Raw genomic sequence first — 24,764 nt, forward strand, 5'->3', positions numbered from 1 at the left:
CTTCCCTACAAACTTACGATGACGACTAAAATCACTCGCAATGACGCGTACTTCTCCCCTCTTCTACTTCAAAGTTTCACTTAACCAGCCAAAAAACTCACGTTGCCATACCTGCGCATTCTGCCCAGACAACACCCAATGGTTTTCCTCCGGTAAATACACAAACCTACTCTTAATCCCCTTCAACTGCGCTGCTTGGAAAGCTTCCTGTCCCTGCCCGATCGGCACTCTAAAATCCTTACCCCCCTGGAAAATCAAAATCGGTGTATCCCATTTATTCACATGCCTCATCGGGTTATAATCCGTATACGTTTTTGCATTTGCCTTATCCCAATAGGGTCCTCCCAAATCATGGTTCGCAAAGAACAACTCCTCTGTCGTCCCATACCAAGACTCCATATCAAACAACCCACAATGCGAAATAAAGGACTTAAACCTTCCTTCATGCACACCTGCCAACATAAACACCGAATAACCACCATAACTAGCGCCAATAGCACCTAAACGATCCTTATCCACATATTTCTCTTTCGAAAGGTCATCAATAGCCGATAGGTAATCCCGAATAGCCTGTCCACCCCAATCCTTAGAAATATCCTCATTCCATTTCACGCCCCAGCCTGGCATTCCCCTACGGTTTGGTGCTATCACAATATAACCCTGAGAAGCCAATAATTGGAAGTTCCACCGGAAAGAATACGATTGTGTAGTCGCAGATTGAGGTCCGCCCTGACAAAACAACAAGGTTGGGTATTTCTTGTTCGGGTCGAAATCCGGTGGATAGATCACCCAAGAGAATAGATCCTTTCCATCGCTCGCCTTTGTAACCCTACTTTCCACCTTCGTTGCCGCCATTTTGCTATAATCTGCATCATTCACGGTCGTGATCTGTCTCAATTCCTTGCCTTTGAACGGGAAGAAAAACACCTCCGTTGCACGGGTCATTTTGGTAGATGTCAATACCAGACCATCCTTGGTCTCTCCTACTATGCCTGTAATATCAAAATCACCTTTCGTGATCTGGTTGATCTTTGGCTGCATTTTATTCCATACCCCTTTTTCCACGCCCAATTCAAATACCTGAACAGTACCACCCACAGGTGCGGTAAAGAATATTTTCTTACCATCTTTGCTCCATGTAAAGGAATTCACCGTTCCATCCCAATGGGCCGTCAGGTTTACCTTACGGTTGGAACCAGGTTCCAGGATATAGATATCGTTTTTATCCGCTTCATAGCCATCAGTCTTCATACTCAACCAGGAGAACACGCTACCATCTGGATTGAATTCAGGATGGGTATCATAGCCTAACATGCCTTCGGTCCAATTTTTGGTTGTTCCGCTAGCCAGGTCATATTGATAGATATCCGTATTGGTACTCTGGGCATAATCGGTTCCGAATTTCTTCTTGCACACATAAAAAACAGATTTGCTATCCGGAGCCCAAGCGAAATCTTCAGCACCACCAAATGGCATCTGTGGCGAATAGAAAGCTTCCCCCTCCATGATATCCTTGGCTTCCCCAATCTGTCCATTATCATAGCTGGCTACAAAGGGATGCTTGAAACGGCCATCCATCCAACTGTCCCAATGCCTGTAATCCAAATTATCGTAGATATATACATCTGATTTTGGCAGGTCCTTATATTTATCCACGGAATGGTAAGGTTTGATCAAGACCGCTTTGCTGAACATGATCTTCTTCCCATCTGGAGAGAGCTTCACATTTTCAAGACCACCTTCTATATTCGTAAGCTGTTTCGCTTCTGAACCATCGATATTCTTTTTCCAGATCTGCCCTTTAAATGTGTACAGCACATCCCCAGTATCTTCCACTTTCAGAACGGATTCTGATCCAGCTTCAGAAGTGAACTGCTTGGCGACACCTCCATTTACCGGAATGGTATAAAGGTTCTTCTCGGATTTATTTTCATCAAATTGGTAGTTCGAAACTGAATAAACCAATGTCTTTCCATCTTTTGAAAGGCCTTCTGCAGCCACCCTACCTAATTCCCAAAGTTTTTTGGGCGATAAGGGTTCCAATCCTGGGGTATACATTGTTTTTACAGCAAGTTTCTGCCTATCCATCTTATCTGGAAGATCCTTGGTTCGTTGTGCCATAGCCATATTACTGATTAATAAGCATGCGCCAATAATGGTTATCTTTCGCATAGTGATTTCATTTTGCCTGCCAATTTACTAAAGTTGGCAGGCAAAGCGAAATATTAACCATTAAATCAACGCCTATGGCTGAACCATAAGCACCAGATACTGCTCAGGTACATCCTGATCGATTCTTTGCCTAATCTTATCATTTTCTTTCAAATTGGTACCAATCAATCTTGGTTGACAAACGCATAAGAACAGCCAAAATAAGGAAGATACCTACTGTTCCAACGATTAACGAGTAATCCTGCAGCTGTAAAAGCACAAAGATAAATAGGTAGAAAATCGACAGGATGCCCCCAAACAGCAGTGCTGATTTGGTATTCTTGGTAATAGCTTTGATAAAGCTTGCAATCAGCAACATGGTCGCCAAGGAAGCTATTAAATAGGCTATATTAAATCCTAAGTGTTCGGAGATGGCCAATAATAAACCATAGAAAAGCACCATGGCAAATCCGATCAGGATATATTGGATGAGATGCACCCGCTGTTTCTTGATCACTTCCATGAAAACCAAGGAAACAAAAGTCAATGCGATCACCAAAACACCATATTTAGCCACCCGATCGGTCTTTTTATAATTGTTTACCGATGGTAGGAAATTGATCTGTACCATATCCAGATCACTTGAAATCTCCAGGTTGGAACCTGCAGCATGGGCAGCTTCTGCAGCTGCAACTACTGCCGATTCGGCCATGTAGGATCCCGGTGGGTAGGCGGCTGTATGATCTTCCGTATTGAGGTCCAAACCTGAAAAATGGTAGATGGTAAAGGGTTCTCCCAGCCATTGTGCAGGTAATTTCCGGTTGAATGCCGGGATATCCCAACTAGCCGTGAAACTGTCTTTCACCTCCCTTACATTGGGAAGGTAACTGCCGTTGAAACTTGGATTTGCCCATTTACCAGCTGCTTTGATCTGTGTCTGTTTGGCAAGCGGCAGGAAATTCAAGGATTTTGATCCTCGAAGATCCAATTGGAAACTGAATTTTTGTTTGGCAGCCTCCGCATTCTCCAAGGGAAGATCTATCTGAAGATTGCCATTGAACAATTTTAGATCCAGGTTGTTCTTGAACATTTCCTTGGATTCATTCCCCCAGGTCATTACCGGATTTTTGGATAAGCCTTTAAAATCTTCGATTCCGACCAATAATTTTGTTTCTTTCCATTTCAATAAATTGGGGTCGATTTTTAAGGTGGTCAGATCAAAGCCCGCAAAGTCGCCATTGACCTTTACTTGGGTAGTATAGACAACGGTTTCATAGATCCCTCTTTTTCTGGATTCGGGTTCTACCTGTGCTTGGATGTTTACCTGATTGGGCATTAAGAAGGCATAGTTGGTGACGTTATTGTAAACCGTTCTTTTTGTGCCGTCGGATGTTGTTTCCACTGTTTCATTTGTAATATCGTATGGTACAGCTAGGATAGGTCCCGAAATGACCTGTTCCTGCCCCCATTTCATGGCTATCTCCTGGGAAACCACTGCTTCCCGCCCTTTTCTTTCCTGGATCAATTCATTGATCATATTTAAAGGGATGAGCATGATGAGGGTTAGAAAAAAGATGATGAATATTTTGAGAATTACGGATTGCGTAATTCGATCAAATAGCGAAGGCGTTGGTGTTGGCCTGTTTTCTGGGTTGATATTTGAACTTTCCATGCGTTTATTTTTTAGTTGTTGTGTTTTATTAATTGATGTGTTTTATTAGTTGTTTGTTTTTTTATTTCCCCCGTCATTGCGAGGCACGAAGCAATCTTTCCCCGTCATTGCGAGGAACGAAGCAATCTTTGGCCTTTGTCATCCTGAGCGCAGTCGAAGGATCTATACAGTTACCTACGAACAGATGGTTCGACTCCGCTCACCATGACATGCGGGAGGATTGCTTCCTCGTACCTCCTCGCAATGACGGACCGATAACCTATCAAATTAAAATGCAGCATCTCCTTAAACTCCACATCATAGAACCTTCCATAAAACTTGCCCTTCTGATACGATTCCCTGTAATACCTAAAATGCTCCGGGAAAACAAATGTTCCCACAAATAGCATCCCCAACAGGTACAAACTCACCTTTCCATTGCCGAACAATAAATATTGCATGGCAATCTCATCCTGAATATCTATTCCCGTACCGGTCAGCACATGAAAAACATCATGGTTCTCCAAGGTAGGCATCACATCAAATCCCTTCTCCTGATAGAATACTCCCAATTGATACCCAATAGAACCCTCAGGATAATTCAAAAACTCTTCTTTCTTAATCCCCCATGGCGTTTTATTGGCTTTAAAGATCTGGGCATAAATCCTCGATGAATGCGTGTACAGCCAAAGCATAAATTTTAAGCGAAGTCCTCTCATTTTATTTCAATATTTTAAAAAGTACTTTGTATTTCAAAGTTGTTCTACAAAAAAAATTATTTATACTGTTGTTTTATCAAATTCTCCAAGGCCATCAAGTGATTTTCAAAGGCTTTCGCTCCTTTATCTGTCTTACTATACCGCGTATTCGGCTTACGGTCAACAAAAGTTTTGGTCACCGTAATATAGGCCTCCTTCTCCAGACTCTTCAGATTCGAAGCCAGATTCCCATCTGTCACATCAAGCAATTCTTTCAAGGAGTTAAAATCATAGGAATCGTTGGCCATCAGAATACTCATGATCTGAAGCCTAATCCTATTTTCTAAAACCTTATCATATAGCGTTAAATCTAAACTCACTTTTCGTATTTCTTATGAACGATCAATCCATAGATGATGTGCAACACACCAAATCCCAAAGACCAGAACCAGATACCATAACCCGGAAATGCCAGCGCCAATAGCCCCAAAATGATTTCCAGGATCCCCAGTACACGCACCTCCCTAAAGGTAAAAACGGATGCCGCGGCCAAAGATAGTCCATAAAAAATCAACAAACTAGAAGCGACCAAAGAAAATACGCCTTTACTTATCAAGATCAAGGTAAATAAGCCTCCAGCTATCAAGGGGATCGCCATAGCTTTCAAAAGCGCCTTGCTCGTCGGGTTCCAAATGGTCTGTCCCGCTTTCTTTGCCTTTGCCTTCGCCATGCTCAGTCCCAGGATAATGGAAAGTAAGAGTACGCCAAATGCAATCAAGATCAGTTTCCACAATACATCCTCTTCCAGGACATAATTATCGCGATATCCAAATTGGGAGATCGTGCCATAAACCGTAAAGTAGGCCAAAGTTGCCCCTAGTAAAGCGATACAACCGATCAACACACCGGAGAGCCCACTGATGGACATGAACTTCGATGATTTTTCCATCATCGAACGGATCTGACCTATTTCTTTTATTAAATCTTGCTGGTTCATAAAAGTACTTTGTGTTTCAAAGTAAGGTAATATAATCGAATCTTTCAAATATTATTTTCATATTTTTTCAGGAATATAAATTTTCGTGCTCACAAACAACCACTTACAGTAAATAGTTAAAAAAAGGCAAAAAAAGACTTGACATATATTGGATAGGTTTCTATCTTTGTGGCTCAATAAAATCCTAACTGCGGAAGTGGCGTAATTGGTAGCCGCACCAGACTTAGGATCTGGCGCCGCAAGGCGTGGGGGTTCGAGTCCCTTCTTCCGCACTTGATATCCTCCTGAAAATAACCATCAGGAGGATTTTTTTTTAAATTGCGAAAAGCTAAAGAACGAATATGAATATTTCACATCAGAAAATTGATGACATCAACGCTAACATCCAAGTGGAAATAGCTCCTGAGGATTACAACCCGCAAGTTGATAAAGCAATCAAGGATCAAGCAAAAAAGGCTAAATTACCTGGATTCCGCCCAGGAATGGTACCTACTGGTCACATCAGACGTATGTATGGTAAATCAATTTTGTTCGACGAAATCAATAAAATCATCAACGATAAAATTGCTGAGTATATTGGCGAACAAAAATTAGAAGTTCTTGGTCAACCTCTTCCTACAGATGAGGATAAAGATGCTTCTTACAATTGGGATTTCAAGGATACGTTCAATTTCAAATACGAAATTGGTTTAGCTCCAGAATTTGAAACTCCATTCTCCGCAGAAACTGAATTCACTGAATACGATATCAAAGCAGACGAAGCTACTTTAACAGAACGTATCAAAAACCTACGTCGTAGCTACGGTAAAATGACCAATCCTGAAGTATCTGAAGAAGGTGACGTATTATACGCTACCTTGAAACAAGATAAAGAAGATGGTATCGAAAAAACAACTTCTGTACGTACGGACATCATCGAAGACGCTAAAATCAAAAAATCATTGGTTGGTTTGAAAAAAGATGACAGCGTAAAGATCGATGTGAAGAAAGCGTTCAAAGTAGCTGATTTAGCACGTATCTTAGGTGTTACCGAAGAGGAGGCAGAAAACTTGGACGAAACAAAATTCGAGTTGACCGTTAAGAACATCAACCGTTTGGAAGAGTCTGATCTGAACCAAGAGTTCTTCGATAAATTGTTCCCTGCTGGTGAAGTAACCACCGAAGAGCAATTCAACGAGAAAGTTAAAGAAGAGGTAGAAAACCTTTTCAAACAAAACTCGGCACAACGTCTTCGCAACGATCTATACACATTCGGAATGGAGAAAGTTGATGCTAAATTCCCTGAGGAGTTCTTGAAAAAATGGTTACAAGCTACTAACCCTAACTTGAAACCAGAAGAAATCGAAGAAGGATTCGCTGATTTCTTGAGCAACTTGAAATGGACGATCATCGAGAACCGCATCGTTACAGCAAACAACCTAGAAGTGAAATACGACGAAGTGGTTGATTTAGCAAAAGAACGTATCTATGCACAGATCAAGATGTACAACATCAATGAAGAGCCTACTGATGAGCAATTGCAACAATTTGCTATGCAATTATTAGCAGACAGAGAACAAGCAAACCGTTTGTTCGAAGAGGTAAAAGCATTGAAAGTGTTCGATCAGTTGAAAAACACCATCAAAATCAAATCTAAAAAGATTGATTTCGATAAATTCGAAGCATTAGAAAGCAAATAAGCTTTACGAATTAGTTATAAAATAGAAATAGGGCTGTATCATTCATTTGGTACAGCTCTTTTTTTGTATTTTTATTTAGCAAGATTGTTTTTCTTTCGAGAACATATATTATCCATTTTCTCCAGGTGACTTCCCACCTACTGCTTCAAAATAGGTTTGATTTTGGGCAGGAATCAGGGTTAAAGTAGGCTTAAAGCAGGGTTAAAGTATAAGGAAACTATATCAAGCATACATTTTACATACTTTTACATTAGTTTCAGTATGGTTTTACACCGAAGGTAACCTGTCTTCTAAAAGAAAATATTATAGCCGATGGAAAGCTTGCCGTAAGGATATTCCCTGTTGAAATCGGGATACTGCTGATCCCGGAAATGCCCCTGAAGGTTAAAATAACCCGAACTTAGGTTGATGGACCAACGTTTATATAACCGTAGGCTGCCTTCCACATTCAAGCCATGGAGCACATAATAAGAGTCTGTTCCGGAGATGGTAAAGAACACCCCACCGTTATAATCTGCACTCAGCAGAAAGGTGTTCAACAGCATCAGTTCGCCCTTGAAACGATAAGAAGCCCCCGGACCGTAATTGTAGTTCCGGCTGGCACCATAAAGCAGGTAAGGATCCGGCACTGCGGCTAGCACCACTGCCCCTGCCCCCACACTCAGATTCAACCGGTTTCCTTTCTTATATCGGAATTCGGATAGCCAATTGTAGTTCAGACTTTGCGCCCCGTAGAAAAAGGCATCGTTATTATAAAAATCATAATGCGCGTTCAATGTGCCGTAATGGTTTCCACGTTGGGATTTGAAAAATTTGGCTCCGTACAATAAAGCATGAACATTCACGGCATTGATAAAGGAACTATCCCCATTTCCCAACTCCAGGTTTACGCTGAACTGGTCAAATGGTCTTTTGTAATTATGATCACCGTTGCTGTATTTAAACCGTAGCCTCCCATAAAAAGCATTCTTGCCCTTGCTCAGGAAATCCCCGTCTTTGGCATCAAAACGACGGATCCCGGCGTCGACTTCGGCAGATATGATGGAGGAATCCACCACGAAATAATCATCCACCTTCTTTCCCCATTTACCATCCAACCACCTGTTCAAACCGCTGACCGGGTTGACCAAAGTCGCCACGATTTCATTGCCTATACGATTATGCCCATTTCTACTTCTTGCCAGAATGTTTCTGGAAACCCGATGCATCATTTCCCCGAGGAGAATCCCACCAAAGGTAGTGTTCACCAGGTCGTTGATGGATGGATGTTGGGTCTCCCCTGCAGTTTCCCAGATGTAGGATCCCGCAACAGTGGCCAAACTGGATTGGTAAAAGTTATAGCCGTTGCTCCTAAACGCATTGAAATAGATCTGCCCATGAAAGGGGTGATCGATCTGGTTGGTGGTGAATTGGTTATCATCCCAGTCCCAGGCACTTAAGCGTTGATGATCCAGGAAGTTCTGAAAGCTGATATAGGAATACGGATCTTTGGTAATGAAACGGTTGAAGGAGGCTGGAAAAGCCTGTGCCAGGAACCACTCCGTACCTGCCCGCCAGAATTTCTTTTCCCGAACGGGGTTCAGGGGTGTTTTTATGCTGTCTTTCCAATTGACGATCGGTTTAAGATCGATCGTTAGGGAATCTTTATGAATCTTTAAGGAATCGGATCTGAGGGAATCTAATTGTGCATTTGCCTGACCAATAGAAAGGAAAAGAAAGCTTATTACGAGGAAGATGAAATTCTTTGTCTGCAAGGGAATTGAATTATATGCCGACAAAATTAGGCTTTACTTTTGGAAACAGAAAAACCTTGTTCTGATACTTAGGTTAAAACTGTTTGCGGTTTTAAGGGTTTTAATTATATTTAGTTGATAATCAAAAACAAAGCGTTATGAAAAGAATCTATGCAATTATGATGATCCTGTTGTTTTCTGTGACAGCTTTTGCACAGGGAGAGATACAAATGAATGGGGCATTTCATCGGAAGGATGGAAATGTTAACCACCTTTGGCTTTTGAGTGATGGATATTCTTCGTATATCACATATGAGGATAATAAGTATTTGGGGACTTGGGGCGGTCCATTTACCATGAAAGCAGATGGGATTGAAGTGAAGGTGGAATATAATGATCTGAAGCCGGAGGAGATTGGGACGGTTAAAAAGACAAATGCCGTATGGAAGCCGAAGTTTTTGGAAATGGGATCGGTGAAGATGGATAGGATGAATTTAGGGAAACAAGACCTGGATGGATTATGGCGGATTACTGGTAGGAAGCAGGGCGATAAGGTTTCGGAAATTCCGGTTGGGGATAGGAAGACGATCAAGATCTTGGTGGATGGTTATTTTCAATGGATAGCGATTAATCCAGCGGAGAAAGGTTTTTATGGTACTGGTGGTGGAAAGTATGTGTTTAAGGATGGGAAATATACGGAGGAGATTTTGTTTTTTTCCAGGGATAATTCAAGGGTTGGCGCGAAGTTGGGTTTTGATGGGAAAGTGGAAGGAAATAACTGGAACCATAGTGGGCTGAGTTCGAAAGGGGATCCGATTTTTGAGGTTTGGAGTAGGGATAAGACGCAGTATGGGATAGAATTGAGGAAGTAAAGGGGTTAGCGGCCGAAAGGCCGTTGGCATGGAGCGGTAGCACGAAAGGCCGTTAAGCAAGCCCCCCGCGTCATTGCGAGGAGGCACGACGAAGCAATCTTTCGAGTCGTGTCATCCTGAGCAGCGTCGAAGGATCTGTACAGGTACCAAATGTAGATCCTTCGACTTCGCTCAGGATGACATGGGTTGAAAGATTGCTTCGTTCCTCGCAATGACGTAGGCCTCGCAATGACGCATGGCTCAATGACGCATGGGCCAACGACGTAGGTCTCGCAATGACGTTTTTACCCGAACAAATCCGAGCTCAAATACCTATCCCCTCTATCACAAACAATAAAAACAATTACCCCTTCCTCAATCTCATTCGCTACCTTCAATGCAGCATGAAAAGCTCCACCGGAGCTCATACCCGCAAATACCCCTTCTTTCCTTGCCAGTTCCCTGGCCTTCTGCGTAGCATCCTCCTGCGAAATATCAATCACCCTATCCACCCTACTCGCGTCAAAAATCTTCGGCAGATAAGCCTCTGGCCAACGCCTGATCCCAGGAATACTAGCCTCTTCCGTAGGCTGACAACCCACAATCTGCACCTCCGGATTCTTCTCTTTCAAAAACATCGAACAACCCATGATAGTCCCCGTTGTTCCCATTGCACTCACAAAATGGGTAATCCCCCCATTGGTATCCCGCCAGATCTCCGGCCCAGTTGTCTTAATATGCGCTTCATAATTATCCGGATTAGCGAACTGGTTCAAAATCACATACTCCCCTGTTGCCGCCTTTTCTTCCGCATAATCCCTACAGATCTCCATCGTCTCCAGCAAAGTCACCTTTGCACCAAATGCTTCCATGGTCAAGGTTCTTTCCCTGGTCGATGTCGAAGGCATCACCAGTTCCATCTCCAGTCCATACATACTCGCAATCATCGCCAAGGCAATACCGGTATTTCCGCTGGTGGCCTCGATCAATTTACTATCCTTTGTAATGGTTCCCCGCTCCAGGCCAGAACGGATCATGTTCAATGCCGCGCGATCCTTCACCGATCCACCGGGATTATTCCCTTCCAGTTTAGCAAAGATCTTTACTTTTGGGTTGTCATGGAATCTCGTGATCTCCACTAATGGCGTATTTCCTATCGTCTCTATTATTCCTGCCATGCTATTTACGTTTAGTATTATTTGATGGGTTTACTGTCTATAAATTTTGAATTTGCCTGATGATATACTGTGGTATACGGATCAATACTTGCTGTGAGCCATACATTACCACCGATGACCGAGTGATGCCCAACAACGGTCTCACCACCTAGAATGGTCGCTCCTGCATAGATGATCACATGATCTTCAATGATCGGATGCCTTTGTGTATTGGCCAGGTTCTTCTCCACACTCAAGGCACCAAGGGTAACCCCTTGATATAACTTGACGTGCTTACCAATAACCGTGGTCTCCCCAATAACGATTCCCGTTCCATGATCGATATGCAGGTACTCATCTATTTTAGCCCCAGGATGGATATCAATCCCAGTTTTGGAATGGGCATGTTCCGTCAGGATCCTTGGGATCAAAGGGATCTCCTGTTTATGGAGTTCATGTGCCAAACGGTAGATCGCAATAGCAAAAAACCCGGGATACGTACGGATTACCTCATTCAGGCTTTTGGCAGCCGGGTCGCCGTCCATGATCGATTGTGCATCGGTCAGCATGGTTTCATACACATGCGGCAATTGCTCAAAAAACTCTTGGGAAATCCTTTTGATATCGCAGGTTCCACAAGCCTTCGTCTTCAACAGGAGTTCATAAAGATCGAGTTCAGACTGTTTGAATGCTTCTTCTACATCTTTTACGGCCGAAAAGTTGCTGGAACTACGTTCGGGGAACAACAGATGCAGCAGTGCAATGGCCCATTGGCCTATTCTTTTGTTACTTGGCATATCCTGAACAGCTTGCTGTTTTTGAAAGATATGTTGGTAAAATTCTTGCATAAAAAAAATTGGGTTTAGGAGTAAACAAGTTTTTCCATCAGTTCCTGATGGGTTTCTGCGGCATCGAGACAAAAACCGGGATGCACAGCAGAACATTGGATGAGGGTACTACGTTTAGCCGTTATCCAGCGGAATCTTTCCGTCTGATCCAACATCGCCAAGGCTCCCCCCTCCTTATTTCCTTTACAGATATGCTGTATACTTTTTAGATGGGCATAGATTTGTTCAAAATCTATTTCTTTGTGCAATAGCCTACATCGTTCTTCATCGATATGGAACAACAATTTGGCATATTTCTGCTTTCGACAGTACAACAGCACACCGATATTGACGAACTCTTCACGTTCTACTCGAGGTACCAAACGTACCACGGCATATTCATATAAGGTCCTATCTTGCATGCTGGATCTGGTTTACGAAGACAGCGGAAGCCGCTGCTCTCCGGGTTAAAAACTCCACATAGACCTCTCGAACATCATCAGCGGACAGTCCTCGAACCTCGTCGATCAACCATTCATCAGGAATGGCATCCAAAATAGGTTGTATATTTTCTCTGGTAAAAAGTGATGTATAGTTTGCATCCACCTGATCCACCTCCGAAGCATAGTTGAGGAGAACATGATCTTTGATCTGTACAAAAGGTTTTTCGATATGATCTTCCCAGTTATCCCAGCTGTGATGGAAATACAGGGCAGCCCCATGGTCTATCAGCCATAGCTCCTGATGCCAGACCAGCATGTTGGTATTCTTGACTGTACGGTCTACGTTCATTAATAAGGCATCCAACCAGACTATCTTGGAAGCTTCTTCGGCACTGATCTGATCCGCATTGGCATCAAAGGTAATGGCGCCATTCAGGAAGCTCACGCCAAGGTTCTTTCCTACCGAAAATTTCAAAAGGTCCTGGATCTCTTCATCCGGCTCCGTTCTTCCAAAGCCTTCATCCAAACAGGCATACACCATTTCAGGCACGCGAAGACCCAGGAACCTCGCCAATTCGCCTCCGATAAATTCGGCCACTAAGGCTTTTTTTCCCTGTCCCGCGCCACGAAACTTGATCACATAACTGAATCCATCATCGGCATCCACCAACCCCGGCAAGGATCCACCTTCCCTAAAAGGCTGAATGTATCGGATGATATTGACCTCCCGTATCTCTGGTTTTTTCATATTAAGCGGATGTTTCATATCCCAAAGGTAAGGGATTTAGTATATTCTAACTATATTTGTGAAATTGAGCTATCAATAATTTTTATGAACACCACAACGGAATACAATCATATTATCCATCACTGTCAGGAATTATTTTTAAAAAAAACCAAGGATTATGGTACTGCCTGGCGTATCATGCGTCCTTCATCCATAACCGATCAGATCTTTATCAAAGCCCAACGCATCCGTACCTTGGAGGTGAAAAAAGTTTCCAAAGTTGGTGAAGGGATCATCGATGAATACATCGGGATCGTGAATTATTGTCTTATTGCCTTAATGCAGTTGGAACTGACCGATGAAGACCCGATGGAGCTTCCGGTGGAGGAAGTTGCCAGCAAGTACCAGGAGAAAGTGACGGAAACCAGGGACCTGATGCTGGCGAAGAACCATGATTATGGAGAAGCTTGGCGTGATATGCGGGTTTCGTCCTTGACCGACCTGATTCTGATGAAATTACAACGTGTCAAACAGATCGAAGACAACAATGGACAGACCCTTGTTTCGGAAGGCTTGGCAGCCAATTATCAAGATATGTTAAACTACGCCGTATTCGCTTTAATCAAACTCGGATTGGCCAAATAACGATTTCAAATGACTTTTACACAGCCCTACACGCAGAGCAAACATGCAAAACCAAATATCCTGTTATGGATTTCCCGCATCATTGTGGGTTTATTGTTTATTTTCTCCGGCTTGATCAAGGCCAATGACCCGATGGGTTTCGGGTATAAATTGCAGGAATATTTCCATGTGTTCAACATGAGTTTCCTCAATGATTACAGTTCCTGGATCGCTATTTTCCTATGTGCACTGGAAATCATCCTGGGTGGTCTGTTATTGATCGGTGTAGCCGGACGGAAAGTGGCTTGGGGATTGCTCCTACTGATTATTTTCTTCACATTCCTGACTTTTTATTCCGCCTATTCCGGTGCTGTAAAATCCTGTGGCTGTTTTGGTGATGCGATTCCATTGACGCCGTGGCAATCTTTCTATAAAGACCTGGTGCTTTTGGCCCTGATCATCATCATCTTTATTTATAGAGGGCAGATCAAGCCAACGATCAAAAGTTTATTTACAAGGAACCTATTGACGCTTTTCATCATCATCGTTTCTTTTGGAATAGGGATTTTTACCTTGTACTATTTGCCGTTTGTGGATTTTCTTCCTTACAAAGAAGGGAATAACATCCCAGAGCAGATGAAGATTCCTGAAGGTGCTGAACCGGATGTGTATGAGCATATCTATGAGATGAAAAACAAGACAACCAATGAAACCAAAAAGGTAAACGATAAGGATTATATTGCTCAGAAAATGTGGGAGGATAAAAACTGGGAAATCGTTGGGGATCCAAAAACTACCTTGATCAAAAAAGGGTATGAGGTAAAAATTCCAGACTTGATCATCTCGGATATGGATGGCAATGACCTGACGGAAGAGATCATCAACAATCCTTATTACAATTTTATTGTTACCAGTACGAACGTTTCTAAAATGTCTCCTATAGACCTGAAAGCGTTGGATAAGATCAATAATACCATTCGTGATCTTTCGGAAGATTATAATATCCGCGCGATCTTGGCTACGGCATCATCCACCGATGAGGTCAATTACCTGAACGATCAAATGGATCTTGTTTTGGAGACCTTCTATGTGGATGCTGTTCCATTGAAAAGTATGGTTCGCTCCAATCCTGGGGTGATGTTGATGCTGAACGGTACGGTGATCAAAAAATGGTCGTCCATCAATTTCCCGAGCAAGGAAGAGATCATCAAAAACTATTTAGATAAAGCCGAATAATGAATAAACCAGTTTATCTTATTGGCTTTATGGGTAGTGGGAAAACCACTTGGGGGAAGAAACTGGCGAAAGCATTGGATGTTCCCTTTATCGATCTAGACCATGAACTGGTGGAAAAAATAGGGATGTCCATTCCTGAATATTTCAGCCTGCATGGGGAGGCTAAGTTTCGTTTATTGGAACAGGAAACCCTGCATGCCAGCCAAAACCGGGAAGGGATTATCTCGACAGGCGGCGGAACCCCCTGCTATTTCGACAATATGGATTGGCTGTTGGATAATGGGACTGTATTGTACTTAAAGCACAGCCCAAAATCCTTATGGAGTAGGCTGAGCAAATCGGATGTCCATAAACGTCCGGCATTAAAGGGGCTTCAAGGGGAAGACCTCTTACATTTTATCGAAGAAAAATTGGAAGAACGGGAACCGTTCTATAACCGCGCACATATACAGGTGGATCAGATCAATACCTCCTTGGAGGATCTGGTAGCCTTGGTAAAAAATTATGATCACCAATGAATCCTAAGAAATTAATATTTAAAGGGCTATTTGCCGTTTTGTTTATCGGGTTAACGATTGGCTGTTTTCGTGGCGAAAGACCTGTAATGACAGATGAAACGCCTAAGGTTCATAATTGGTTCAATATAAACACGGTGGATGAGCTGTATGAATTTCTTACCTACGAGGAAGGTTCTATTCCATTGGTGAGTGCCCATCGCGGTGGTCCTCATGATGGCTATCCTGAAAATTGCCTGACCACCATCGGAAAGGTTGCAGGTGAAATGCCCGCCATTATGGAAATCGATATCGCCATGACCAAGGATTCTGTACTGGTACTGATGCATGATGAGACGTTGAACAGAACCAGTACCGGGAAAGGAAAAGTGTCTAACAAAACCTTTGCGCAATTGCAGGAGCTGAAACTGAAGGACAATGATGGTCAGGTCACGGACTACGTGATCCCTACCTTAAAGGATATTCTCTATTGGGGAAAGGGAAAGGTATTGTTCACCTTGGACATCAAAAAATCTGTTCCCTATGAAAAGGTGTTGGAAGTGGTCCGGGAGGCTAAAGCGGAAGCGAGTTCCATCATCATTACCTATTCGGCCAATCAGGCTTCGGCCGTGAATAAATTGGCACCTGACTTGATGATCTCTGCCACGATCAAGAACCAGGATGACCTTACCAGACTGAGCGATTTGGGGATTCCGGACAACCGTTTGATCGCTTTTGTAGGAACTTCTGAACCTGATTCTGCCTTGTACAGCCTGCTGCGCCAGCACGGCATCAAATCGATTTTGGGCACCATGGGCAACTTGGATAAGGCTGCGGATAAATCGGGTTTCCAACGGTATGCGGAATTGGTGGAGAGAGGTGCGGATGTGTTATCGACCGACCGTCCTTTCGAAGCTTGGAAGGCCCTGGATTTCTACATCAAAAAAAGAAGCTTAACCTCTACATATATTAACTGGTAATTTACTGGCAAGGATAAAATCCAAACATTTTGATTCATGGCTTGTTTTATAAGTACAAATTAAAACATATAACATCATGAAAAAATCATTACTTACCCTTGCTGTTGCATTAGGTATGTTCGGCATATCCAATGCACAAATCAACACTACCCCTCAAGCTTCTGCTGATGTGGGTATGAAGCCTATCAAAGAAGGCAATTGGATGGTAGGTGGATCGATTGGTAATATTGGTTATGCCTTTGAGTCCAATACGTTCAACTTTGCCTTGATGCCTAGAGCCGGATATTTTATTTCTGATGGTATAGCCATTGGTGCGCAGGCTAATCTAAACTTAAAAGCTGTTAAGGATTTGGATAATGAATGGGGATATGGTATTTCACCATTTATCCGTTATTATTTCCCAGGAGGTGCTAGTGCGACCGGTCGTTTCTTTGGACAAGGTGATATTGGTATTGCGGGAAGTTCTGCAGGTAGTGGAGTTGGGTTGAATGTAGGTGCGAATGTGGGTTATGCGCATTTTATTACACAGACAGTGGCGTTGGAAGGAACTTTTGGATATAATTATTCCAAAGCGAATATTAATACAGGCGATAAGGCCAGTGGTATTGGATTTGGTTTGGGATTCCAGATTTATCTTCCTGGAAGAAGATAGAACGTCATTGCGAGGAACTTTGCGTCATTGCGAGGAGTTTTGCGTCATTGCGAGGAGGTACGACGAAGCAATCTTTACACTCGTAGAAAGATTGCTTCGTTCCTCGCAATGACGGGTGGCTCCTCGCAATGACGTATTTTCCTCGCAATGACGTATAGTTTACTTCTTCATCGATCCCGTTTCATTGAAACGGATATGCCAACTAAAGGCCTCCTCCAACAAATGTGGCGTATGTCCTCCCCTTTCACATGCCCTATCGAAATAAGACTGCAATTCCTCCTTATAATCCTCATGCACACAATTATCAATAATTTTCTGTGCTCTTTCTCTAGGCGCCAATCCCCTTAGATCCGCCAAGCCTATATCCGTCACCAAAATATCCACATCATGTTCCGTATGATCCGTATGCGAAACCATTGGCAAAATATGCGAAATCTTATTCTCTTTCGACGCCGCCTGCGTAACGAAAATACTTAGGTAAGCATTTCTTGCAAAATCCCCGGATCCACCAATACCATTCATAATCTTCGTACCACCAATATGGGTCGAATTCACGTTTCCATAGATATCAAATTCAATCGCTGTATTAATAGCAATGATCCCTAAACGACGGATCAATCCTGGTGTATTGGAAATATTCTGCGGACGCAGCACAAATTTATCCCTATAACGTTGTAAATTATTGAACACCCGATCATAACATGCCGCAGACACCGTCACCGATGATGCAGATGCAAAGGAAAGGATTCCAGCATCCATCAAGTCAAAGGTAGAATCCTGCAATACTTCCGAAAACATCGTCAGATCGTAAAAATTACTGTGTTTGAAACCGGTCAATACCGCATTCGCCACCTTTCCGATTCCAGCTTGGATAGGCAATAATCGATCGGTCAAATGCCCTAATCGAACTTCCTCTTCAAAGAATGCCAAGATGTGTTTGGCGATGTTGGATGTTTTCTCATCTGGTTCCGCAATATCCGCCGGGCTATCGTGTTGATTGGTAAAAACAATCGCTGCTACCTTCTCTGGATCTAAAGGAATCGTCTTCCTTCCGATCTTATTCCAAGGTGCCACAATAGGAATCACGTTTCTATGCGGATAGTTTTCTGCTTGGTAGATATCATGGATGCCATATACATCTTCGTGAACGGAGGTATTGATCTCCAAGATCACCTTCTTTGCCAAAGCGGCAAAAGTAACCGAGTTACCCACGGAGGTGGTCGGCACTATACTTCCATCCCGATCGATAAAAGCGACTTCCAGCACAGCGATATCCACATCCGGAAGATTTTTATTATGCAATAGTTCCGCACTTTCACTCAAATGCTGGTCAATGAATAATACTTCCCCTGAATTGATCTTCTTTCTTAGTACCGGATCCACTTGGAAAGGCATGCGTTTTTTCAAGGCTCCCGCTTCGGCCAATTTACCATCAGTTCCATGGCCTAAGGAAGCACCGGTCATTAGGGTAATCTTGATATCCTCAGTTTTAGCGCGCTCTGCCAAAGCAGGTAGAATTACTTTACTGTCGCCGGCTTTGGTGAATCCACTCGAGCCAACCACCATACCATTCTCAATTAATTTTACAGCTTCCTCGGCTGTGGTGACTTTATCTCTTAATTTCTCTAAACGAATTCTTTCAATCATATGCTTGGTATTATTCACTCCTTCTAAGAGCGAGGCAATATTAATCAATATTTTAAATTAAAAATTATCAAAATTAGACACTTACTTTTTGAGGTAAAATAAAAAGTAACCGATTACTTACTGTGTTTATTAACCCTATAGCTAGCTTAACACATAAATATACTCCTATTTTGGTTTTATCAAATAAAAACAGGAAATTTATCGTTCATTTACAGCATAGTCTGCATGCAAAAGGAATACCTTGACAAATATTATATGACGGATATAGATACCTATGAAAACAGTATCTATTGCCATCATGCCGTAATGGGCGAAGGAATGGTTGTTGAACACTCGCACCATAAAGGTCAATTTTTATACACCGAAGGCGGTGTCGTATTTTTGAAGACCCCAGAGAAATCTTATTTTTTGCCGGCCAGGCATTATATCTGGATTCCTGCTGATGTAAGGCACAGCATTCATCCGAGTAACCCGGAAGTGGTGATGCGGAATCTCTACTTTCCACCTTTTGATACCGACACGGACTTTTTTGATAAAGTGAATATCTATCCAGTGAATGATCTACTGATCGAACTGATCATGTTCACCAATCGATGGAACGGAAATATCTTTCCTGATGAAGAACCTAAATATTCCATTGCAAAGGCCTTCAAATTAATCCTTCCGGAAATTTCCCAAACAGAACTTCCATTGGCTCTGCCCTATCCCAAAAATGATAAGCTCAAACACATCATTGCTTACCTGGAGCAGAACATTGCCGAAAACATCAGTTTTAAGACCTTAGCAGAACACTTTGATATTTCTGAACGAACACTTGCCCGGTTATTCCAAAAGGAACTGAGCATGTCGTATATCCAATATTTCACGATCCTACGGATGTTGACCTCCCTAAAATTGTTATTGGATGATAAATTAAGTGTGAATGAGGTGGCGCTTCGGGTTGGATACAATAGCCTACCCACTTTCAGCAATACCTTCAACAAAGTAATCGGTGTTCGTCCGAGTGAATACGTGAAAAATAGAAATTTACTATTATAACTTAAACCCCATGAAATTTAACAAATTAATTGCTGCAATTGCAATTGCCTCTTTATGCGCCTGTTCGGCCAACTCACAAGTGGCGAAGAATGGCGTAAAGACGCCTAAGCCGATCCAATTGTTTAATGGTAAAGACATCAAGGATTGGACGCCAAAGATCAAATTGCATGAAGTAGGCGAAAACTACGCCAACACTTTCCGGGTAGAAGATGGCTTATTAAAGGTTAGGTACGATGGTTATTCAGACTTTAATCAACAGTATGGTCACCTTGCCTACAAAAAGCCTTACAGCTATTACCTGTTAAAAGTGGAATACCGTTTTGTAGGTGATCAGACAAAAGGAGGTGAAGGATGGGCATGGCGAAACAGTGGTGCGATGTTGCATGGCCAAGATCCGAAGACTATGTTGAAAGATCAGGATTTCCCGATTTCCATTGAGGGCCAACTATTGGGCGGTGATGGTAAAAATGAACGTACGAACTCCAACCTATGTACGCCTGGAACCAATGTAGTGATCAAGGATAAATTGTTTACCCCACACTGTTTGAGCTCCACTTCCAAAACCTATCATGGTGATCAATGGGTAACAGCGGAGTTTTTGGTATTGGGTGATTCTGTTATCCAACATATCCTGGATAACCAAGTGGTTCTTTCCTACAACAAACCGCAGATCGGAGGCAGTAATGTGATCAATTACGATCCTGCACAAAAAACGGATGGTAAATTATTGTCGGAAGGATTCATCTATCTACAGAGTGAAAGCCATCCTATCGACTTCCGTAAAGTAGAACTGTATGATCTAAGCCCTTATAAAGCAGATCAGACGAAATTGAAACAGGTAGTGGATGCGCTACTAAAGAAATAGTATAGCAACAAGAAAAGGGATGCTGTTTGCATCCCTAAATATCTTTGAGGAAAAAGCCTAAACTTATGCTAACTTGTTAACGAACTTGGTTAACTTAGATTTGTTGTTAGAAGCTTTTTTCTTGTGAATAACATTTTTCTTTGCTAAACGGTCAAGCATCGATACCACGCGAGGTAATAAAGCTTTAGCTTCTTCAGCTGAAGTTGTTAAACGTAATTTTTTGATGGCGTTACGAGTAGTTTTTGCTTGGTAACGGTTTCTTAGACGCTTCGCAGCGTTTGCTCTAATTCTTTTAATCGAAGATTTATGATTTGCCATTTCTCTTAGCTATATAATATTATTAATCTTTTATACTAAATTCGGACTGCAAAAATAACATTCATAATCTAATATTCAAAATCATTTTTAATTTTTCGAAATTGTTATCTTTGCACATGCACAAATTATCCATGGATCAGCTGAATCGAGTTGATGTAGACACCTTTAAATCGCAGGAAAAAAACCCAATAGCTATCATTTTAGACAATGTACGCAGCATGCATAATGTGGGATCGGCGTTCAGGACAGCAGACGCTTTGGCGATCGACCGCATCCTGCTATGTGGGATCACCGGGACACCTCCCCATCGGGAAATCGAAAAAACAGCTTTAGGCGCAACCCAATCGGTGATTTGGGAATATTACAAAGAAACTATTGACGCCGTCAATCAACTAAAAGCCGAAGGATTTCAGGTATATGCGGTAGAACAGACCGACAATAGTATTTCTTTGGAGACCTTTGAACCCAATGATCAACAGAAATATGCCTTAGTGTTTGGAAATGAAGTGCATGGTGTAGAGGAAGAAGTGATTCAACAGGCTGATGGCACGATTGAAATCCCCCAATTTGGCACCAAACATTCTTTCAATGTCTCCGTAACGATCGGCATCGTGCTTTGGGATTTCATCAATAAATTAAAGTTTATCAAAAAATAACAAAATACCTAGCCATACAATTTTTAGAAGTCATATCAAAATAGTAGATTTGCGTTGCAAAAAATAAGACAAAATGAGTGTATTAGTTAATAAAGATTCCAAAGTAATCGTTCAAGGTTTTACCGGAAACGAAGGTACTTATCATGCATCTCAGATGATTGAGTATGGTACAAACGTAGTTGGTGGTGTTACACCAGGCAAAGGCGGACAAAGTCACTTAGACCGTCCGGTATTCAACACGGTACAAGATGCTGTAGATGCTACTGGCGCAAATGTTTCTATTATTTTTGTTCCACCAGCATTCGCTGCTGATGCGATCATGGAAGCTGCTGCTGCAGGAATCGCTTTAATTGTATGTATCACAGAGGGTATCCCTACGAAAGATATGATTCAAGTAAAATCTTACTTGAGCGACAAAAACTCCCGTTTAATCGGTCCTAACTGTCCAGGTATCATCACTGCTGAAGAAGCGAAGATCGGTATCATGCCAGGATTTATCTTCAAAAAAGGTTCTGTAGGTGTTGTTTCCAAATCAGGAACATTGACTTACGAAGCGGTAGATCAAACGGTAAAAGCAGGATTAGGAATTACTACAGCTATCGGTATCGGTGGTGACCCGATCATTGGTACAACAACCAAAGAAGCGGTAGAATTATTGATGAACGATCCAGAAACAAAAGGTATCATCATGATCGGTGAGATTGGCGGTGGTATGGAAGCGGAAGCTGCTCGTTGGATCAAAGAAAATGGTACTAAACCAGTAGTTGGTTTCATCGCTGGCCAAACAGCGCCTCCGGGACGTCGTATGGGTCACGCTGGTGCAATCGTTGGTGGTGCAGATGATACTGCTGCTGCGAAAATGGCGATCATGCGAGAGTGTGGTATCCGTGTAGTAGAATCTCCAGCTGAAATCGGAAAAGCTATCGCTGAAGAATTAGCGAAGTAATCGAACATATTAGAAATGGAAAAGTCCTTGCTATTACGGCAAGGACTTTTTTATTAAACTAAACAACAAACAAATTTTCCTTAAATATCTTTTTTATTGGTTTCGTAGTATTCAACCAATTGGTTCAATTCATTCAGGTCGATATCGGTTTTCAGGTCTACAAACACATGGTCACCATCTTCATTGATCCCCAATAAAATCTTCTTGATCTTATCCCCTTTCATCAAGGTATTGATGGATATCCTGGCCCCATCACTGTGGATGCTCATCATTTCCTCATAATTATTCCGAGCCAGGTACTTGCTGAAATTCTTATAAACCCGTTCTCCATCCTGACCTCCTTCTACAGCCATGAACTTAATCTTCTTGATCTTTTTCAAGGCGAGAGCCAACATGGGATCTTCTTCTTTAAGTTCCTTGATCTCCCCACGGATAAAACTTTTCATCAATATTCCTGGCACACTGATGGACACCACTTCTGCATCCCTGGATAGATCCGAACGATCTACAAAAGCCATGTTCGATCCTCTTTTTACAAAACAGCTCTGTGTTCCTATTAAAATAACTGCGGCAACTAAAATTCCTATTATACGTTTCATGGTTGGTTAGATTTATTATTTATCGTTATTTACTAAAGCATTCAGGTCATCATATTTTAAGGAGCCATCCAAGATCATAAATACGGTATCCTCATCGGAGTTAATGCTCAACAATAGATTCGACAGGTAGTCTCCTTCTACATTTTCTGCCAGGAATTTGATCTGGTTCCCTTCGGAATTGATCACCATCAATTCTTCGTATTTCAGGTTCTTGATCGCATTGGAAACTTCGGATTGTATTCCTTTATTCTCCCCTTCCAGCACCAACATTTTAATGGAGTTTATTTTTCCCAATAAGGGCTTGATCACTTCCACATCAGCGTCATCGATCTTTAGTTTGTTCAACATCTTGAACATCGGTTTGCCGATCTTGATGGATGTAACCCCCTTATGTTCTTTATATTGCTCGAAGATCTTATCCAATTTAGAGATCTGGGCTTGAGCCATCGTCGCCAAGAAGAGACTCATCACTAACATTAACGTTTTCATCATTTTCATTTTAGATTTCAATATGTAAGTATTTTACTTTTTCAATTCCTTTCATTCCAGCTTTCAGGTTCGTGGTGGCCAACTGAATGGCTGCTTCGGTAACGGCTAAGGCTTTTTCCTCGTCATAGATCCGAACACCATTTACCTCCACATACATTTCCTCTTCTGTTGCTTCTTCAATAGCTGCTTGTGTTTTGGGTTTGGCAATTTGTTTTACTTTGTTTGCCAATCTGGTATCGGTGCCTTTGGTTGTTCCTTTTGGAGAAGATTGCATTGTGCTTTCTTTTTCTACTTGTTGAACCTGCTCACTATCGATAGGCTGAACTGTTTCCCTTTCCAAGGGTTGAACTGTTTCCTTTTCAGTAGTTGGCACCTGTGCAATCCTATCCCTATTTTCTTGTTCCTGATCTTGGAAGCGGTTCACCACAAAAAAGGCGATCAATAAACTGGCAGCAACAGCCAATAAAGGAAAAAGTCTTTTTATTATTGGCCTGTTCGTTTCCCTGTTTTTTTCAGCGAACTCTTCCGGTTGAACTACGGATTCCTCCAGCTTTTCCGAGAAATCTTCGAAGTTCCAATCCATGGTTTCTGGAGAATCCTTTAAAGATTGGAAATACCCATCCCCCTCCAATTCCTTCAATCGGCGTTCCTCTTGCAGGCTGGTTTCCCCAGCCCAGTACTTAGCCTTTAATCGATCCAATTCTTCGTTTCTCATAATCAAAAACTTTTGTTAATTGTTCCTTAACGGTATTTCTTGCTCTGGAAAGGTTTACTCGAACCGCATTCTCTTCCAGGTTTGTCAAATCAGCGATATCCGAAATCTCATATTCTTCAATATCCCTCAGGTACATCACCAGCCTTTGCTTTTCTGGTAGGCTATCGATGTATTTGAGCACCAATTCCTGCGTTAGCGACGGATACTTTTCCACCTGCACTTCATCCTGCAATTGTCCAAGGTATTTCGCCTGCCTTCCCAACCTTTCGATCTTATTGTAGGCCATATTCCTGACCATGTTCATCGCATAGCCCTCAATGGAATGCAGTCCCGATAATTGCTGCCTCATTTCCCACAGTTTCATCATCACCTCCTGCACCAGATCAAAAGCATCTTCTTGATGTTCCAAAAACCTATTCGCAAAGCGGTAGAGCTTATCCTTATGGACAAATACCGTATGTTTAAAGGTTTCTTGGTTCATTGTTTTATCGCTTATTTACTATCAAGACAGGCAACAGGTCCGATCTATTACATCCAAAATGAAAAAAAAGTAAAAAATATTATAAAAATCTAATAGTCAATATATTAAAA

27 protein-coding genes and 1 tRNA gene are annotated in these 24,764 nt (G+C 42.1%); 12 read left to right on the forward strand and 16 right to left on the reverse strand.

From position 1 onward, the window contains the following. Window positions 1-63 precede the first annotated feature (63 nt). The 5 genes from E3D81_RS07885 to E3D81_RS07905 form a co-directional block, all read right to left on the reverse strand. A complete protein-coding gene (locus E3D81_RS07885; RefSeq protein ID WP_134777049.1) occupies window positions 64-2,172 on the reverse strand; it encodes an alpha/beta hydrolase family protein in 2,109 nt (702 codons plus the stop codon). A gap of 139 nt (window positions 2,173-2,311) precedes the next feature. After that, the gene (gene creD / locus E3D81_RS07890; RefSeq protein ID WP_134777050.1) at window positions 2,312-3,823 is read right to left on the reverse strand and encodes a cell envelope integrity protein CreD; all 1,512 of its coding nucleotides are present in this window, start codon (window positions 3,821-3,823) and stop codon (window positions 2,312-2,314) included. A gap of 170 nt (window positions 3,824-3,993) precedes the next feature. Continuing rightward, window positions 3,994-4,497: a hypothetical protein gene (locus E3D81_RS07895; RefSeq protein WP_134777051.1), complete on the reverse strand. Its 504-nt coding sequence runs from the start codon at window positions 4,495-4,497 to the stop codon at window positions 3,994-3,996. Window positions 4,498-4,577: 80 nt separating this feature from the next. After that, window positions 4,578-4,880, reverse strand: coding sequence for a winged helix-turn-helix domain-containing protein (locus tag E3D81_RS07900; RefSeq protein ID WP_099366874.1), 303 nt, complete (start codon window positions 4,878-4,880; stop codon window positions 4,578-4,580). Next, entirely contained in the window at window positions 4,877-5,497 is a 621-nt protein-coding gene (locus E3D81_RS07905; RefSeq protein WP_099366873.1) for a hypothetical protein, read from the reverse strand. Before E3D81_RS07905 ends, E3D81_RS07900 begins: the two co-directional genes overlap by 4 nt. Window positions 5,498-5,687: 190 nt before the next feature. Here E3D81_RS07905 and E3D81_RS07910 point away from each other — a divergent pair. Together E3D81_RS07910 and E3D81_RS07915 are read left to right on the forward strand one after the other, a co-directional pair. Beyond that, window positions 5,688-5,769: transfer RNA gene (locus tag E3D81_RS07910), tRNA-Leu, on the forward strand. Window positions 5,770-5,838: 69 nt separating this feature from the next. Further along, window positions 5,839-7,176: a trigger factor gene (locus tag E3D81_RS07915; protein ID WP_134777052.1), complete on the forward strand. Its 1,338-nt coding sequence runs from the start codon at window positions 5,839-5,841 to the stop codon at window positions 7,174-7,176. Window positions 7,177-7,466: 290 nt separating this feature from the next. Here E3D81_RS07915 and E3D81_RS07920 read toward each other — a convergent pair whose 3' ends face one another. Next, a complete protein-coding gene (locus E3D81_RS07920; protein WP_245153315.1) occupies window positions 7,467-8,930 on the reverse strand; it encodes a DUF3943 domain-containing protein in 1,464 nt (487 codons plus the stop codon). 137 nt (window positions 8,931-9,067) lie between these two features. Between E3D81_RS07920 and E3D81_RS07925 the strand changes: the two genes are divergently transcribed. Beyond that, entirely contained in the window at window positions 9,068-9,781 is a 714-nt protein-coding gene (locus E3D81_RS07925; RefSeq protein ID WP_134777053.1) for a hypothetical protein, read from the forward strand. A gap of 284 nt (window positions 9,782-10,065) precedes the next feature. Here the strand turns inward: E3D81_RS07925 and cysM are convergent, their stop codons facing one another. The 4 genes from cysM to E3D81_RS07945 are packed head-to-tail and all read right to left on the reverse strand — an operon-like array spanning window position 10,066 to window position 12,953. Beyond that, window positions 10,066-10,938 carry a cysteine synthase CysM gene (gene cysM, locus E3D81_RS07930; protein ID WP_134777054.1) on the reverse strand — a complete coding sequence of 291 codons (873 nt, stop codon included), beginning with the start codon at window positions 10,936-10,938 and terminating at the stop codon, window positions 10,066-10,068. A 17-nt stretch (window positions 10,939-10,955) separates the two neighbouring features. After that, the gene (locus E3D81_RS07935) at window positions 10,956-11,765 is read right to left on the reverse strand and encodes a serine O-acetyltransferase (protein ID WP_134777055.1); all 810 of its coding nucleotides are present in this window, start codon (window positions 11,763-11,765) and stop codon (window positions 10,956-10,958) included. Window positions 11,766-11,779: 14 nt separating this feature from the next. Beyond that, entirely contained in the window at window positions 11,780-12,166 is a 387-nt protein-coding gene (locus E3D81_RS07940; RefSeq protein WP_134777056.1) for a DUF3037 domain-containing protein, read from the reverse strand. Next, window positions 12,156-12,953 carry a HipA family kinase gene (locus E3D81_RS07945; protein ID WP_134777057.1) on the reverse strand — a complete coding sequence of 266 codons (798 nt, stop codon included), beginning with the start codon at window positions 12,951-12,953 and terminating at the stop codon, window positions 12,156-12,158. The genes E3D81_RS07940 and E3D81_RS07945 overlap by 11 nt, the downstream gene beginning before the upstream one ends. Before the next feature lie 66 nt (window positions 12,954-13,019). On the opposite strand from E3D81_RS07945, the gene E3D81_RS07950 reads away from it, so the two are divergent. The 5 genes from E3D81_RS07950 to E3D81_RS07970 all read left to right on the forward strand — a co-directional run bounded on the left by E3D81_RS07950 (window position 13,020) and on the right by E3D81_RS07970 (window position 16,900). Further along, a complete protein-coding gene (locus tag E3D81_RS07950) occupies window positions 13,020-13,559 on the forward strand; it encodes a DUF1599 domain-containing protein (protein ID WP_134777058.1) in 540 nt (179 codons plus the stop codon). A 9-nt stretch (window positions 13,560-13,568) separates the two neighbouring features. After that, entirely contained in the window at window positions 13,569-14,774 is a 1,206-nt protein-coding gene (locus E3D81_RS07955; RefSeq protein WP_134777059.1) for a BT_3928 family protein, read from the forward strand. Then, window positions 14,774-15,292 carry a shikimate kinase gene (locus E3D81_RS07960; RefSeq protein ID WP_134777060.1) on the forward strand — a complete coding sequence of 173 codons (519 nt, stop codon included), beginning with the start codon at window positions 14,774-14,776 and terminating at the stop codon, window positions 15,290-15,292. Before E3D81_RS07955 ends, E3D81_RS07960 begins: the two co-directional genes overlap by 1 nt. Next, complete coding sequence (locus tag E3D81_RS07965) at window positions 15,289-16,248, forward strand: glycerophosphodiester phosphodiesterase family protein (RefSeq protein ID WP_134777061.1); 960 nt, start codon at window positions 15,289-15,291, stop codon at window positions 16,246-16,248. Before E3D81_RS07960 ends, E3D81_RS07965 begins: the two co-directional genes overlap by 4 nt. A gap of 76 nt (window positions 16,249-16,324) precedes the next feature. Then, entirely contained in the window at window positions 16,325-16,900 is a 576-nt protein-coding gene (locus tag E3D81_RS07970; protein ID WP_134777062.1) for a hypothetical protein, read from the forward strand. Window positions 16,901-17,059: 159 nt separating this feature from the next. Here the strand turns inward: E3D81_RS07970 and E3D81_RS07975 are convergent, their stop codons facing one another. Next, a complete protein-coding gene (locus E3D81_RS07975) occupies window positions 17,060-18,547 on the reverse strand; it encodes a succinate CoA transferase (RefSeq protein WP_134777063.1) in 1,488 nt (495 codons plus the stop codon). Between the two features lie 225 nt (window positions 18,548-18,772). On the opposite strand from E3D81_RS07975, the gene E3D81_RS07980 reads away from it, so the two are divergent. After that, window positions 18,773-19,585, forward strand: a complete 813-nt coding sequence (locus E3D81_RS07980; RefSeq protein ID WP_099366861.1) for an AraC family transcriptional regulator — start codon at window positions 18,773-18,775, stop codon at window positions 19,583-19,585. 10 nt (window positions 19,586-19,595) lie between these two features. After that, complete coding sequence (locus tag E3D81_RS07985; RefSeq protein WP_134777064.1) at window positions 19,596-20,450, forward strand: DUF1080 domain-containing protein; 855 nt, start codon at window positions 19,596-19,598, stop codon at window positions 20,448-20,450. Between the two features lie 63 nt (window positions 20,451-20,513). Here E3D81_RS07985 and rpsT read toward each other — a convergent pair whose 3' ends face one another. Then, window positions 20,514-20,768: a 30S ribosomal protein S20 gene (gene rpsT, locus E3D81_RS07990; protein ID WP_099366859.1), complete on the reverse strand. Its 255-nt coding sequence runs from the start codon at window positions 20,766-20,768 to the stop codon at window positions 20,514-20,516. Between the two features lie 116 nt (window positions 20,769-20,884). Between rpsT and E3D81_RS07995 the strand changes: the two genes are divergently transcribed. Together E3D81_RS07995 and sucD are read left to right on the forward strand one after the other, a co-directional pair. Then, window positions 20,885-21,424 carry an RNA methyltransferase gene (locus E3D81_RS07995; RefSeq protein WP_134777065.1) on the forward strand — a complete coding sequence of 180 codons (540 nt, stop codon included), beginning with the start codon at window positions 20,885-20,887 and terminating at the stop codon, window positions 21,422-21,424. A gap of 73 nt (window positions 21,425-21,497) precedes the next feature. Then, the gene (gene sucD, locus E3D81_RS08000) at window positions 21,498-22,370 is read left to right on the forward strand and encodes a succinate--CoA ligase subunit alpha (protein ID WP_099366857.1); all 873 of its coding nucleotides are present in this window, start codon (window positions 21,498-21,500) and stop codon (window positions 22,368-22,370) included. Window positions 22,371-22,450: 80 nt separating this feature from the next. Here the strand turns inward: sucD and E3D81_RS08005 are convergent, their stop codons facing one another. From E3D81_RS08005 to E3D81_RS08020, 4 genes are read right to left on the reverse strand one after another with little or no spacing between them, the layout of a single operon-like run. After that, complete coding sequence (locus E3D81_RS08005) at window positions 22,451-22,969, reverse strand: DUF4252 domain-containing protein (RefSeq protein WP_099366856.1); 519 nt, start codon at window positions 22,967-22,969, stop codon at window positions 22,451-22,453. A 15-nt stretch (window positions 22,970-22,984) separates the two neighbouring features. Further along, entirely contained in the window at window positions 22,985-23,461 is a 477-nt protein-coding gene (locus tag E3D81_RS08010) for a DUF4252 domain-containing protein (protein WP_245153316.1), read from the reverse strand. Window positions 23,462-23,468: 7 nt separating this feature from the next. Continuing rightward, window positions 23,469-24,173 (reverse strand): hypothetical protein, encoded by a 705-nt coding sequence (locus E3D81_RS08015; RefSeq protein ID WP_134777066.1) that lies wholly within the window; start codon window positions 24,171-24,173, stop codon window positions 23,469-23,471. Next, a complete protein-coding gene (locus E3D81_RS08020) occupies window positions 24,139-24,654 on the reverse strand; it encodes an RNA polymerase sigma factor (RefSeq protein WP_134777067.1) in 516 nt (171 codons plus the stop codon). The genes E3D81_RS08015 and E3D81_RS08020 overlap by 35 nt, the downstream gene beginning before the upstream one ends. Window positions 24,655-24,764: the final 110 nt, after the last annotated feature.

The organism is Sphingobacterium sp. CZ-2, assembly GCF_004526235.1.
GTDB classification, from domain to species: Bacteria; Bacteroidota; Bacteroidia; order Sphingobacteriales; family Sphingobacteriaceae; genus Sphingobacterium; species Sphingobacterium tenebrionis.